Annotated in this window: 8 protein-coding genes; 7 read left to right on the top strand and 1 reads right to left on the bottom strand. The window is 62.9% G+C overall.

Translation table 11 applies throughout. The features are described 5' to 3' along the window. The first annotated feature begins 289 nt into the window (after nucleotides 1-289). From BG22_RS03800 to BG22_RS03790, 3 genes are all read left to right on the top strand, one after another. Entirely contained in the window at nucleotides 290-1,549 is a 1,260-nt protein-coding gene (locus tag BG22_RS03800) for an MFS transporter (RefSeq protein WP_140493386.1), read from the top strand. A gap of 107 nt (nucleotides 1,550-1,656) precedes the next feature. After that, entirely contained in the window at nucleotides 1,657-3,336 is a 1,680-nt protein-coding gene (locus tag BG22_RS03795) for a CocE/NonD family hydrolase (protein WP_140493383.1), read from the top strand. Between the two features lie 144 nt (nucleotides 3,337-3,480). Next, the gene (locus tag BG22_RS03790; protein WP_140493380.1) at nucleotides 3,481-4,413 is read left to right on the top strand and encodes an alpha/beta hydrolase; all 933 of its coding nucleotides are present in this window, start codon (nucleotides 3,481-3,483) and stop codon (nucleotides 4,411-4,413) included. A gap of 560 nt (nucleotides 4,414-4,973) precedes the next feature. Here BG22_RS03790 and BG22_RS03785 read toward each other — a convergent pair. Then, the gene (locus BG22_RS03785) at nucleotides 4,974-5,573 is read right to left on the bottom strand and encodes a TetR/AcrR family transcriptional regulator (RefSeq protein WP_094666872.1); all 600 of its coding nucleotides are present in this window, start codon (nucleotides 5,571-5,573) and stop codon (nucleotides 4,974-4,976) included. Between the two features lie 378 nt (nucleotides 5,574-5,951). Here BG22_RS03785 and BG22_RS03780 point away from each other — a divergent pair, with 378 nt between their 5' ends. The 4 genes from BG22_RS03780 to BG22_RS03765 all read left to right on the top strand — a co-directional run bounded on the left by BG22_RS03780 (nucleotide 5,952) and on the right by BG22_RS03765 (nucleotide 13,094). Then, nucleotides 5,952-8,234: an exo-alpha-(1->6)-L-arabinopyranosidase gene (locus tag BG22_RS03780; RefSeq protein ID WP_140493377.1), complete on the top strand. Its 2,283-nt coding sequence runs from the start codon at nucleotides 5,952-5,954 to the stop codon at nucleotides 8,232-8,234. 240 nt (nucleotides 8,235-8,474) lie between these two features. Next, the gene (locus BG22_RS03775) at nucleotides 8,475-9,044 is read left to right on the top strand and encodes a MarR family winged helix-turn-helix transcriptional regulator (protein ID WP_181163359.1); all 570 of its coding nucleotides are present in this window, start codon (nucleotides 8,475-8,477) and stop codon (nucleotides 9,042-9,044) included. 136 nt (nucleotides 9,045-9,180) lie between these two features. Next, complete coding sequence (locus BG22_RS03770; protein WP_140493437.1) at nucleotides 9,181-11,073, top strand: ABC transporter ATP-binding protein; 1,893 nt, start codon at nucleotides 9,181-9,183, stop codon at nucleotides 11,071-11,073. Continuing rightward, on the top strand, nucleotides 11,070-13,094 hold the full coding sequence (locus tag BG22_RS03765; protein WP_140493374.1) for an ABC transporter ATP-binding protein: 2,025 nt from the start codon (nucleotides 11,070-11,072) through the stop codon (nucleotides 13,092-13,094). Before BG22_RS03770 ends, BG22_RS03765 begins: the two co-directional genes overlap by 4 nt. The last annotated feature ends 360 nt before the right edge of the window (nucleotides 13,095-13,454 follow it).

The following is a 13,454-nucleotide window of genomic DNA, read 5'->3' as shown; positions in this document are numbered from 1 at the left end:
ATCTCCTCTCTGCCGGTCTTCGTGTGCCGCCCCACCCATCGTCGCAGGGCGGCAGAGGTGAGAGCGGTGTGCATACAACAGTCATTTGTTGTGTCGATTGTATCGACGGGGCGGCCATATGTTCGGCGTGTCCCCGTTTGACAAATAGGTTAGTAATTACTAACTTACATGATATAACAAAAGTAAGTAGTCACTTACCTAGCTGCTTGCCGATGGACCTCATATCTCCCAAAGCGGGGAGGAAGAGGTTTAGGGAAACAATCAATAACAACTGGACATGGAGGTTCAGATGTCGACAAACAAATCATCCGCCCGTTCGTGGTGGATTTTCATTGGTTGCTGCGTGCTATCGCTGGTCGGATTCGGCCTGATCGTCAACACGCCGGGATTGTACTTCACCACGCTCGGTGAGGTGCTGGGCGTCTCGCGCACGCAGATCGCACTGGCCTCGTCCATCATGGCCTTTGCCGCCTTGCCGGCCATGCTGCTCGCCGGCAAGCTGATGAAGGTCGTCGACGCGCGCATCCTCATCAGTGTGTGCGTCGCCGGTGTGGCCGTCCTGTTCTTCATCCAATCGTTCTTCACCGCGGTCTGGCAGTTCTACATATCATTCGCGTTGATGGGAATCCTGTATGTCATCCCGATCACCCTTGCCCCCAGCGTGCTGCTCGCCAATTGGTTCGAGGCCAAGCTTGGCACCGTGATGGGCATCGCGCTCGGTCTTTCCGGCATTGGCGGCACCATCTTCAATCCAGTCGTCTCCGCGTTCATCACCAACCTCGGCTGGCAGAACTCCTATAGGATCACGGCGCTTCTCCTCGTCGTCTGCATCCTGCCGTTCTCCCTGTTCGTGTTCAAGTTCCGTCCCGACGAGTCCAAGGGCGAATATGCTTACGGTCACATCGAAGGCGAGACTGAGGAAGCCTCCAAGGGAGCTGCCGAACTGCCGGGTCTGCCTGCTAAGCAGGCGTTCCGCAGCCCGACCTTCATCCTGTTCGCCGCCGTCTCCGTGTTGCTGCAGATCGTCGCGGCCGTGGTCCAGCACATCTCCGCCCACGAGATTTCTCAGGGTCTGTCCCTCGAGCAGGGCGCACTCGTCGTCTCCGGCATCATGTTCGGCGCGGCCATCGGCAAGGCCACCATCGGTATCCTGCTTGATCACATCAAGCCCGAGCTCGCCGTCGTCATCTACTCGCTGATTGGTCTGTCCGGTTGGGGTCTGATGGCCGTCGCCACCACGCCCACTCCGGCCATCGTCGCCGGATTCATGGCCGGCATCGGCCAAGGCGTCGTACTGGTCGCCCTGCCCTGGTTCATCCGTCAGTCCTTCGGCCAGCGTGACTACAGCGAGATTCTCGCCATCGTCAGCATGCTCGGCGGTGTTGCATCCGCCATCGCGGTCACCGCCCATGGCGCCGTGTTCGATGCCACCGGCTCCTATGTGCCGTCCCTGTTCGGCAACGTGGCCCTGTACGTCGTGGCCGCCATCTGCGTGATCGTCGGCTTCCGCATGCGTCCGTTCAAGGGTGATGCCAAGCAGCTCGCCTGACAATCGAACAAGCCAATCAATATACCCACATATCTCACAAGCGCATTACAACACTTCAATACACGACTCGTCCAATATGCGACGGATGCATATATAAGGAGTACATCATGAGCGATGTAGACGATTTCCTGGCCCGCTACCTCGACAACATCACCAGGCAGTACGAATCCTCCCCGTTCAAACCCGAATATGAGGTCGGCGAACGCGAGACCACGAAGGTCACCTGCCGCGACGGCGTGGAGCTCACCGTCGATATCTTCAAGCCCGCCATCCCGGGTCCTTATCCGACCATCGTGGTCCGCTGCCCCTACCCGCAGCAGGTCGAACTGTGGAAGCTGCACGGTGAGCAGCTCAACCGGCGCGGATATGCGCTGGTATGCGAGTGGTGCCGGGGTACCTACACCTCCGGCGGCAAGTGGGAGCCGAACGTCAACGAGCGCAATGACGGCGCCGACCTGCTCGCATGGTGTGAGGAGCAGGACTGGATCGACGTGATCGGGCTGTGGGGCACCTCCTACCTGTCCCTGACCTGCTGGACCGTGGCCGACATCACCACGCCGAAGGTCGCCTCCATCTGCGCCAACCACTACGGCACCGACCGATTCTCCTCCGCTTACCAGAAGGGCTCCTTCCGCTGCGACGTGCTCACCGCATGGGCCATGCAGAACGCCGGCCATCCCGTGACCGCCGACTATCTCGAATCCTCGCGTCATCTTCCCCAAATGACCGTCGATGAGGATATGTGGGGCGGCCGGCTTGACTGGTACCGCGACTGGATCAGTCACCCCAAGGGCGACGATCCGTACTGGGATGAAGGCTTCTGGGGTCTGCTCAAGCAGATTCCGAGCCATGTGAAGGTGCCCATGTTCATCCATGAAGGCTGGTTCGACCACCACCTCGGCAGCGCCCTGACCGGCTATGCCTCGCTCAACGAGGAGATCAAGGAGCACTCCTGGCTGCGCATCGGTTGCTGGAACCATTACTTCCTCAACCCGTTGGAGGGACTCGAGCCCGAAAACCTGGACGCCACCGAGGTGCCCGCCGCACTCGAATGGTTCGACCTGACCCTCAAGCAGAAGAAGACCCCTGAGCGCAAGGTCGAATACTACGAGATCGGCAGCGACACATGGCAGACCGCCGAATCCTGGCCGCTGCCCGCCGGCGAAGTCGAGGAACAGCGCCTGTATCTGACGGCCGGCGCGGGCATCGCCGAGGCCGCTCCGGAGGAGCCGTCCGAAGTCTCCTATGACTACGACCCCGCAAACCCGGTCCCAACCCGCGGCGGCGAGGCGTTGCTGACCACCATGAACGAGATCGGCGCTCGCATCCAGCCCGAACCCGGATTCCGTGATGACGTCATCACCTTCGAATCCGCGCCCCTCGAGCGTGACCTGCACATCCAGGGCAAGATCAGCGTGGAGCTGTACGTCTCCTCCAGCGCCCCGGACACCGCGTTCACCGCCAAGCTCATGTGCGTGGACCCGGACGGCACCGCACGCAACTACCGCACGTCCATCACCACCATCGCGTTGGACACGCCTAATGCCGCCTCCTACACACCCGGGGAGGTCCGCCGCGTGACCATCGACATGTGGGACATCTGCTGGATGATTCCGGCCGGTTCCCGCATCCGCTGTGACATCGCATCCTCCGACTTCCCGCAGTACTCCATCCACACCAACCATGCAGGCCTGTGGAGCGAGCAGACCGAAACGCAGGTGGCGCATCAGACCATCCACATGGGAGGGGCGACCCCGTCCGCGATCGTGCTGCCGGTGCGCGGCTGAGGCAACGGCTGGTAAGGAATCGGATATCGTCGTTCGTCGGCAGCCCTGCCGATGGACGACGATGCCTATGAACTCGGCCCCGACACCAGTCGGGGCCTTCATCGTATACAAATACAGAAGTGATTTCATGCAAAGGAGCCAATCATGATCAGTCAGGAAGCACGTGACCTGTTCGCCGCGAACGTCAGCGCCATGGCGGCCGGCGACGCGCAGCACCTCGCCGCCCAGGTGCTGCCGGAGGACGTCGAGCGCATCAAGGACATCTCCTACGTGGATGATGGCGATACGAACCATCTGCTTGATATCTATAGGCCGGCCCAGGCTGGCGCGTCGGGCGCCGCCAAACTGCCGGTTATCGTCGATTTCCATGGCGGTGGCCTGTACTACGGCAACAAGGAGAACAATGAATGCCGCGACATGCTGCTCGCCCGCGAAGGATTCGCCGTGGTGAACGCAAACTACCGTCTTGTGCCTCAGGTCAGTTTCCCCGATCAGCTGAACGACGCCATGGCGGTGCTTGATTGGATTCGGGACCGCGGGTCGGCGTACGGGCTCGACACTGGGCGCGTATGCGTGACCGGCGACTCCGCCGGCGGCGCGCTGGCCTTGTACCTGACCGCGGCCAACGGCTCTGCGCAACTTGCAGGCGCACTGGGATTGCGGCCCTCCGGCCTCGATGTGAAGGCGCTGGTCGTCACCTCCGGCATGTTCCGCCTCGCGGGCGGCGTGCACGCCACCGCGTTGGGCTACTACATGGAGGGCTATCTGCAGACGCCGGCCGACCACATCAAAATCGACCGCTACCTTGATCTCGACAAGCTGGTGGTGGACGGCGGCGTGCCGCCCACCTACATGATCACCAGCGTGGAGGATTTCATCGCCGACAACACCTACGAGTTGGCGCGCATCCTGCACGCTCGCCATAGGGACCATGCGATGAGCGTGTGGCCTAAGGGCGGTGAGCGTGTGTTGGGCCACGTCTTCAACATCGTGCAGGCCGGCGATCCCGAGGCCACCGAAGCGCATCAGGTGATTCGTGACATCGCCGGCTACTGCAAGCACTATGTGTGCAAGTAGCCGCTGTCGGTCGGTTCGGTGATACTCGGTTCAGCCGATTGATCGTTCGGGGCGTCTTCAACTAGGTGTTCTGGGCAAAAGAAGACATATCCCATCTGCCCTGGTGAGTGTTCTGGGCATATGACGACGGTTCGGTGTGCCGGGATGGCTGTTCTGGGCATATGACGACCAGTTATTCTGGGCATATCCGTACCATGAAGCCGGTTCTGGGCATATGCGGTACATGAGGAAGGGGAAATCCGTTCCTCATGTACCGCATATGCCCAGAATGCGTTGTGGGGGTTCGTATATATGCCGCATATGCCCAGAACCGGAGTCTTCAGTCGGAATCTGAAATACGGATTTGGGGGTGGGGGATTACGGAATCGTGATTCGGGTTGGATTGTGGAATCGCGATTCGGGGGCGGGATTTGGGATTGGTGTTTGGTGCCGGCATTGCGGTCGTGGCCGCGGTTGGTATCCGGTGTTGCGGCCGGTGCCGGCGAGGGTGTGGGGCACCAGGGTGGATGTCGGTGTGGGTGGAGGAGGAGGTGCCGGCGGAAACAGAACCGGCCGGTGCCCTACCGATACCCCTCCCACAGCGGCAGCGGCATAAGCGCGTCCTCGCAGTCGGCCCACATGGCGGCAAGGTCCCGGCCGGGGGAGCGCAGCCAGCGCAGCTGCAGGCCGTCCATCATCGAGAAGCCGGCCTGCAGAAGATGCTCCACGTTCACGCCATCCGGTACGCGCCAGTTGATGTTGAGCGCGTTGGCCACGGTGTCGTGCTCGCGGCGGGCGAAATAGTCGTGTGCCGGATGCGCGGGGTCGAGCGCTTCGGCGCTCAGGGTGGAGAACATGTGCACCAGCGCCGGACGGGCGGCGTTCACCGCCACCACCTTGCGCCACATCTCGGCGATGAGCGGACGCTCCTCGGTGACCATCGCGGCCATGATGTCCACGGTCTGCTGGTCGTAGGTTTCGGTGAGCGCGAGGTCCAGCAACCCCTCCTTGCTGCCCACGTAATGCAGCACGCCGGCCTTGGTAAGCCCGACCTCGGTGGCGATGCGCTGCAGCGAGGTGCCATAGTAACCGAGCCTGCCGAAGGATTCGACGGTCGCCTCGATGATGGCGTTGCGGCGGTCGTCCGCCGACGCGGCGGGGGAGGGGGTGGGGTCGTTCATGCGTTTCTCTTCTCCGCTCCCGAGGTCGGGAGCTGGTAACTGGTGCGGTTGCAGGTTGCAGGCGCGGAGGATAGGGCTTGCGCGGCGCTTTCTGCACAGTGCATCGCTGCATCGTATCAAGCAAGATTATCCGCTACCTTACGGTTGGTTGGTAAGGATTCCAAATGATTTCGGCGTGTTGTGCTTCTGGCTTTGATAATCTACCTACCAACCGGTTGGTCGATGAAAAGTCGGCCGTGGGATTCACGGAAGAAACCCCGGCCGGTGCGTGACGCCGCACACGCGTCGCGCATAATCCAATGAACCGACGTGACCGCACATCGGACCCGCGTACCCATCGCGACGACCCAAGGAAAATGACTCAAGGAAAGAGGCATCATGAGCGAAACCAGCACGACCCCGTCCTATCCATCCGTCAGCGATCTCACCCTCGAGGAGAAGGCGTCCCTGACCTCCGGCGGCGACGCCTGGCATCTGCAGGGCGTCGAGCACAAGGGCATCCCCGGCTACATGATCACCGACGGCCCCCACGGCCTGAGGAAATCCCTGGCCTCCAACACCAGCGAAACCGATCTCAACGACTCCGTGCCGGCCACCTGCTTCCCGCCGGCCGCTGGCCTCTCCAGCTCGTGGAACCCGGCGCTCATCCGCGAGGTCGGCGAGGCGATGGGCGAGGAGTGCGTGCAGGAGAAGGTCGCCGTGATCCTTGGTCCCGGCGTCAACATCAAGCGCAACCCGCTGGGCGGCCGTTGCTTTGAGTACTGGTCCGAGGACCCGTACCTCGCGGGCCATGAGGCGGTCGGCATCGTCGAGGGCGTGCAGTCCAAGGGCGTGGGCACTTCGCTCAAGCATTTTGCCGCCAACAATCAGGAGACCGACCGCCTGCGCGTGGACGCCCGCATTTCCCAGCGCGCCCTGCGCGAGATCTACCTGCCGGCCTTCGAGCACATCGTCAAGACCGCCCAGCCGTGGACCATCATGTGCTCCTACAACAAGATCAACGGCGTCCATTCCGCCCAGAACCATTGGCTGCTCACCGACGTGCTGCGCGGCGAGTGGGGATTCAAGGGCATCGTCATGTCCGACTGGGGCGCCGACCACGACCGCGTGGCCTCGCTCAACGCCGGGCTCAACCTCGAAATGCCGCCGAGCTACACCGACGAGCAGATCGTCTACGCCGCGCGCGACGGCCGCATCGACCCCGCGCAGCTCGACCGCATGGCCCAGGGCATGATCGACCTGACCGACAAGGCCCGCGCCGCGATGAGCGTTGAGGATTACCGCTTCGACGTGGAGGCCCATGACGAGGTGGCGCATCAGGCCGCCGTCGAATCGATGGTGCTGCTCAAGAACGAGGACGCGATCCTGCCTCTCGCTCCGGCCGCCGACGGGCGGGCTGACGATGCCGCGACGATCGCCGTCATCGGCGAATTCGCCCGCACCCCGCGCTATCAGGGCGGCGGCTCCTCCCACATCACCCCCACCAAGATGACCTCGTTCCTCGATACGCTCGCGGCGCGCGGCATCAAGGCCGACTTCGCCCCCGGCTTCACGCTCGACCTCGCTCCCGCCGACCCGGCGCTCGAGACTGAGGCCGTCGAGGCCGCACGTCGCGCCGAAACCGTGCTCATGTTCCTGGGTCTGCCGGAGGAGGCCGAATCCGAGGGCTTCGATCGCGAGAACATCGACATGCCCGCCAAGCAGATCGAGCTGCTGCGTCAAGTGGCCGCAGTGAACCCGAACGTGGTCGTGGTGCTGTCCAACGGCTCCGTCGTCTCCGTGGCGCCGTGGGCCAAGTACTCCAAGGGCATCCTCGAGGCGTGGCTGCTCGGCCAGGCCGGCGGGCCGGCGCTCGCCGACGTGATCTTCGGCAAGGTGAGCCCGTCCGGCAGGCTCGCCCAGTCCATCCCGATGGACATCAACGACGACCCGAGCATGCTCAACTGGCCCGGCGAGGAGGGTCATGTGGACTACGGCGAGGGCGTGTTCGTGGGCTACCGCTATTACGACACCTACGGCAAGGCCGTGGACTACCCGTTCGGCTACGGCCTGAGCTACGCGACGTTTGAAATCGGCGGCGTGGCCGTGGCCAAGACCGGTGCAAACACCGCATCCGTGACCGCGACCGTGACCAACACGTCCGACGTGCCCGCCGCCGAAACCGTGCAGGTGTACGTCGCGCCCGGCAAGTCCGACGTGGCCCGCCCGGTCCATGAGCTCAAGGGCTTCGAGAAGGTGTTCCTTGGAGCCGGCGAATCCAAGACCGTGACCATCGAACTGGACGAGCGCGCATTCGCCTACTGGTCCGAGAAGTACGGTGACTGGCATGTGGAGGCCGGCGAGTACACGGTCGAGGTGGGCACGTCCAGCCGTGACATCGCCGCGACCGCGACCGTGGCGTTGGAGGGCGACGGCAAATCCATGCCGCTGACCGAATGGTCGTCCTTCGGTGAATGGTCCGCCGATCCGGTCGGCGCCAAGGTGGTCGAGGCGGTGGACGCCGCCGGCGAACGCGGCGAGCTGCCCAAGCTGCCGGACAACGCCATGATGCGCCTGTTTCTCAACTCCATGCCGATCAACTCGCTGCCCACGCTGCTGGGCGCGGCCGGCAAGGATCTCACCGCCTTCATGCTCGAGGAGTACGCCAAGCTGACGAAGTAGGTCACGCGCTCGCTCGTGTGCATGCCGAGGGGAGTCCGATGGGTTTCGGGCTCCCCTCAGCCGTATGCGGTGGCTTGTGGCTGATTTCTTCTGTGCTGGGGCTGTTTGCCTTGGGATGGCAGTTTTCGCGACACGCCGATTGTTGTATATGGAACTGTTGTATATGGGACGTAATACCATGCTTCGTTGCAGATAGGGTGCATATAGGGTGCATAAGCAACAGTCGCGAATGGAGGGGTTGTGGACCGTCGTATCCTCAGCTTCGATTTGCGGGCGCTCGTCAAAGCGGTGAACCGGTATCTTGGCGAGACGATGCCGGAATCGGCTCGCATCGCCACCGGCGGGAACGCACATATCATCATGTTCCTCGCCCGCAACCGGGATAGGGACATCTACCAGCACACCATCGAGCAGAAGTTCTGCATCAGCCGGTCCACGGCCTCGCGCGTGCTGGCGTTGATGGAGAAGAAAGGGCTTATCGTGCGCGAATCGGTCGCCCATGACGCCCGGCTCAAGAAGATCGTGCTCACCGAGAAGGCGGATGCCATCGTTGCCGACCTTACGGCGAATGGCGAGCGAGTGGAGCGTCTGCTGTCGAGGGGATTCACCCCGACGGAGACCGAGCAGCTCATGCAATATGTGCAGCGTCTGCGGGACAACGTGGACGCGGCGCAACGGGAGTTTGAGCGTGAATCCGAGCGCGATCCCGAGCGTGAATCCGAGCGGCTCCGCTATGCCTCTGAGCCATCCGATTGTGATGTGGAGCACAACATGAAGAACGATACGAAGGAGGAGATGAATGAGCGATAAGACAATCGATGCGACTCCCGATACGCCCAATGGCGCAGGCGCCAGCGCCGCCGCGACCGAGGCGGCGATCGAGAAGTCCCGCAAGGCCGTCGAACCGGCCAAGCCGAAGCACATCCTGCGCACGCTGGCCGGGTCCATGCGCGAATACACCAAGGAGAGCCTGCTCGCCCCGGTGTTCGTGCTGGTCGAAAGCATTCTGGAGATCGTCATCCCCACGGTCATGGCCTTGCTCATCGACCAGGGCATCAGTGGCGGTTCCATGCCCGCCATCGTCAAGTTCGGCCTGATTCTGCTGATCTGTTCGCTGGTTTCCCTGAGCTGTGGCTTCTTCGCCGGCAAGTACGCCGCCATCGCGGCCGCCGGCTTCGCCAAGAACCTGCGCCACGACCAGTTCGAGCAGGTGCAGCGCTTCAGCTTCACCAATATCGACCGGTTCTCCACCGGTTCGATCATCACGCGCCTGACCACCGATGTGACGAACCTGCAGATGGCGTACGGCATGATGATCCGCATGGGTGTGCGCGCCCCGATCATGGTGATTGTGGCGTGGATCTTCTCGTTCCGCATCAGCCCGAGCATCTCCATGGTGTTCCTCGCCTGCATCCCGATCATGGCCATCGGCCTGTGCGGTCTCGCGGTGCTGGTGCATCCGGTGTTCGAGCGCGTGTTCCACACCTACGACGCGCTCAACAATGTGGTGGACGAGAATCTGCAAGGCATCCGTGTGGTGAAGTCCTACAACCGCGAATCCTTCGAGATCAACAAGTTCGATCGCATCTCCAAGCGCATCTTCAAGGACTTCCGTCTGGCCGAGCGCATCATGAGCTTCAACAGCCCGATTATGATGTTCTGCGTCTACGCTTCGATGATTCTCATCTCCTGGCTGGGCGCCCAGCAGATCGTCGCCTCCGGCAACAACGCCGCCGTAGGACTGACCACCGGCGACCTGACCGCGCTGGTCACCTATGCCATGCAGATCCTCATGGCCATGATGATGCTGTCGATGATCTTCGTCATGATCATCATCTCCCAGGCCTCCGCCGAGCGTATCTGCCAGGTGCTGCAGGAGCAGAGCACCGTGAGCGACCCGGCGGCTCCGGTGACGACTGTGGCGGACGGATCCATCGAGTTCGACGACGTCACCTTCCGCTACTCCGACAGCTCCGAGAAGCCCGTACTCGACAGCATCAACCTCACAATCCCCTCCGGCGCGACCATCGGCATCGTGGGCGGCACCGGTTCGGCCAAGTCCTCGCTCGTCCAGCTCATCCCAAGGCTGTACGACGTCTCCGCAGGTTCGCTCAAGGTGGGTGGCCGCGACGTGCGCGACTACGACCTCGAGGTGCTGCGCGACCAGGTGGCCATGGTGCTGCAGAAAAACGTGCTGTTCTCCGGAACCATCGCGGAGAATCTGCGCTGGGGCGACCCGAACGCCACCGACGAGCAGATTCGCCACGCATGCCAGCTCGCGCAGGCCGACGGCTTCATCCAGGAGTTCCCGGACAAGTACGACACGTACATCGAACAGGGCGGCACCAACGTCTCCGGCGGCCAGCGACAGCGCCTGTGCATCGCCCGCGCGCTGCTCAAGAAGCCGAAGATCCTGATCCTGGACGATTCCACGAGCGCCGTGGACACCAAGACCGACCGACTGATCCGCGAGGCGTTCCACCACGAAATCCCGGACACCACCAAGATCATCATCGTCCAGCGCGTGGCCTCCGTGCAGGAGTCCGACATGATCCTCGTGATGGACGAGGGCCGCATCATGGCCCGCGGCACCCACGAGGAGCTGCTCGCGACCTGCGACGAATACCGGTCCATCTACGAATCCCAGACCCGTAACACTGCGGCCGGGCAGGCCGAGCTCGAGGCGCAGGTCGACGCCGGGAAGACGGTTGAGGCCGTCGGGCATAGCGAAGCCGACCGTATTGAGCAGCGTGCCGAGCAGCGTAACGAGCAGAGCACTGGGCAGAGCGCTGAGCAGCGCACTGGGCAGCGCGCCGACCAGAAAGGAGAGACGCGATGAGCGACCAGCAGAAGCAGCAGAACTTCCGTAACCGCAAGCCGGCGATGGGCAAGGCCGCGCCCGGCACCACCAAGCGCATCTTCGGATACATCCTGCAGTACCGGTTGCGCGTGGTCCTCATTGTGGCGTGCATCCTCATCGGCGCCGCCGCCCAAGCCGGTTCCGCGCTGTTCCTCCAGTCCCTGATCGACTCCTATATCCTGCCGATGGTCGGCCAGACGAACCCCGACTGGGGTCCGCTGCTGCGCGCGGTCACCCTGATGGGATGCCTGTACGTGTCGGGCATCGTCGCGAGCTGGCTGTGGGTGTGGCTGGTCGTCACCGTCGAGCAGGGCACGCTCAAGAAGATCCGTGACGACATGTTCGCCCACCAGCAGCACCTGCCGATCCGCTACTTCGACACCAACGAGCATGGCGACATCATGAGCCGCTACACCAACGACACCGACACCCTGCGTCAGGCGATCTCGCAGTCGTTCCCGCAGATGTTCGCCTCCTTGGTTTCCGCGCTCGCGGCCATCGTCTCGATGTTGTGGCTGTCCGTGCCGATCACCTTGTTCGTGCTGCTGTTCACCGTGCTGCTGTTCTTCATCGTGCGCGCGGTCGTCTCCCGCGCCGGACGGTACTTCGTCAAGCAGCAGCAGTGGCTCGGCGACGTGAACGGCTTCGTGGAGGAGTCGGTGAACGGCCAGAAGGTCATCAAGGTGTTCAATCACGAGGACACCACGCAGAAGACCTTCGACGAGAAGAACCGTGAGCTGTTCGAGGCGTCGGCCGAAGCGAACACCTGGGGCAACGTCACCATGCCGATTGTGGGCAACATGGGCTACGTGCTCTACATCCTGCTCGCCATCGTGGGCGGCGCCATGGCGCTCGCCGGTGTAGGCAACTTCGGCCTGTCCGGTGCGGGTCCGCTCACGCTGGGCACGCTGATTTCGCTGCTGACCCTCTCCCGCTCGTTCATCAACCCGCTGGGCCAGGTGTCGATGCAGCTCAACATGGTGATGATGGCTCTGGCCGGTGCCTCCCGCATCTTCGCGCTGATGGACGAGCTGGTCGAGACCGATGGCGGTACCGTGACGCTGGTGAACGTCGAGCTCGACGAGGACGGCCGCACGATGCGCGAGGTCGATCACGAGACCGGCCACTGGGCGTGGAAGCGCGAGGCCGGCGACGACGGCACCCGGTCCCTCAAGGCCGCCGAGAAGCTGCGCGGGTCCGCGCGCGAGGTGGCCATCAAGGCCAGGGAGCAGGCCGTCACTTCGCCGGACGGACGCCTGACGCTGCTGCGCGGTGATGTGCGCTTCACCAACGTGACGTTCGGCTACAATCCGGACAAGCCGGTGCTGCACGACATCACATGGTTCGCCAAGCCCGGTCAGAAGGTGGCGCTGGTGGGTGCCACCGGTGCCGGCAAGACCACGGTCACGAACCTCATCAACCGGTTCTATGACATTCAGGAAGGCCAGATCCTGTACGACGGCATCTCCGTGGCGAACATCCGCAAGCCCGATTTGCGCCGTTCGCTGGGCGTGGTGCTGCAGGACGTGAACCTGTTCACCGGTACTGTGATGGACAATATCCGGTACGGCCGTTTGAATGCCACCGACGAGGAGTGCATCGAGGCGGCGCGTCTGGTCAATGCGGACGGCTTCATCCGCATGCTGCCGCAGGGGTATCAGACGGTGCTGGAGGGTGACGGCTCCGGGCTTTCGCAGGGTCAGCGCCAGCTGATCTCCATCGCGCGTGCCGCCGTGGCCGATCCGCCGGCGCTGATTCTCGACGAGGCCACCTCCTCGATCGACACCCGTACCGAGGAGGTCGTGCAGGCCGGCATGGATGCGCTGATGAAGGGGCGCACGGTCTTCGTGATCGCGCACCGCCTGTCCACCGTGCGCAACTCCGATGTGATTATGGTGCTCGACCACGGCCGCATCATCGAACGCGGCTCGCACGACGAGCTCATCGCTCTCAAGGGCGAGTACTACCAGCTGTACACCGGCGCGGTGGAGCTGGAGTAGCGGGGCTGGAGTAGTCGTGCTGGGTGATGCCTGGTTGCTCTCCATCGGCTTGGCGCTTGGCTGCGTGGTGTTGGCTGCGTGGTGTTGGCCGCGTGGTGTTGGCCGAGTGGCGCTTGGCTGAGTGACGTTGCTGATGGAGACGGACCGGTGTCGGTCGTGTGAGGTACCGGTTGCGGCACCGATTACGGACTGGTTGCGGTACCGTTTGCGGACTGGTTTGTGCGCGGTCCGGGTCATCTTGCGGGGTTTGTGCTGGGTGACTGTGGCGCAAACTGTGGCGCGCGCCCAGTAGCGGGCCGGTAACGGGACGAAGCGTAAGTTTCAAACGAAGTAATGTTACGTTTCGTCCCATTTTGCCAC

This window comes from Bifidobacterium sp. UTBIF-78 (genome assembly GCF_006408945.1).
Taxonomy (GTDB): domain Bacteria; phylum Actinomycetota; class Actinomycetes; order Actinomycetales; family Bifidobacteriaceae; genus Bifidobacterium; species Bifidobacterium myosotis.
The sequence above is the reverse complement of the archived record's forward strand: the minus strand, read 5'-3'. Positions and strand labels throughout refer to the sequence as shown.

What these genes read in the sequence shown, in the direction of transcription:
- BG22_RS03800 (WP_140493386.1), top strand. Translation starts at nt 290, where the DNA reads ATGTCGACAAACAAATCATCCGCCCGTTCGTGGTGGATTTTCATTGGT.
- BG22_RS03795 (WP_140493383.1), top strand. Translation starts at nt 1,657, where the DNA reads ATGAGCGATGTAGACGATTTCCTGGCCCGCTACCTCGACAACATCACC.
- BG22_RS03790 (WP_140493380.1), top strand. Translation starts at nt 3,481, where the DNA reads ATGATCAGTCAGGAAGCACGTGACCTGTTCGCCGCGAACGTCAGCGCC.
- BG22_RS03785 (WP_094666872.1), bottom strand. Translation starts at nt 5,573, where the DNA reads ATGAACGACCCCACCCCCTCCCCCGCCGCGTCGGCGGACGACCGCCGC.
- BG22_RS03780 (WP_140493377.1), top strand. Translation starts at nt 5,952, where the DNA reads ATGAGCGAAACCAGCACGACCCCGTCCTATCCATCCGTCAGCGATCTC.
- BG22_RS03770 (WP_140493437.1), top strand. Translation starts at nt 9,181, where the DNA reads ATGCGCGAATACACCAAGGAGAGCCTGCTCGCCCCGGTGTTCGTGCTG.
- BG22_RS03765 (WP_140493374.1), top strand. Translation starts at nt 11,070, where the DNA reads ATGAGCGACCAGCAGAAGCAGCAGAACTTCCGTAACCGCAAGCCGGCG.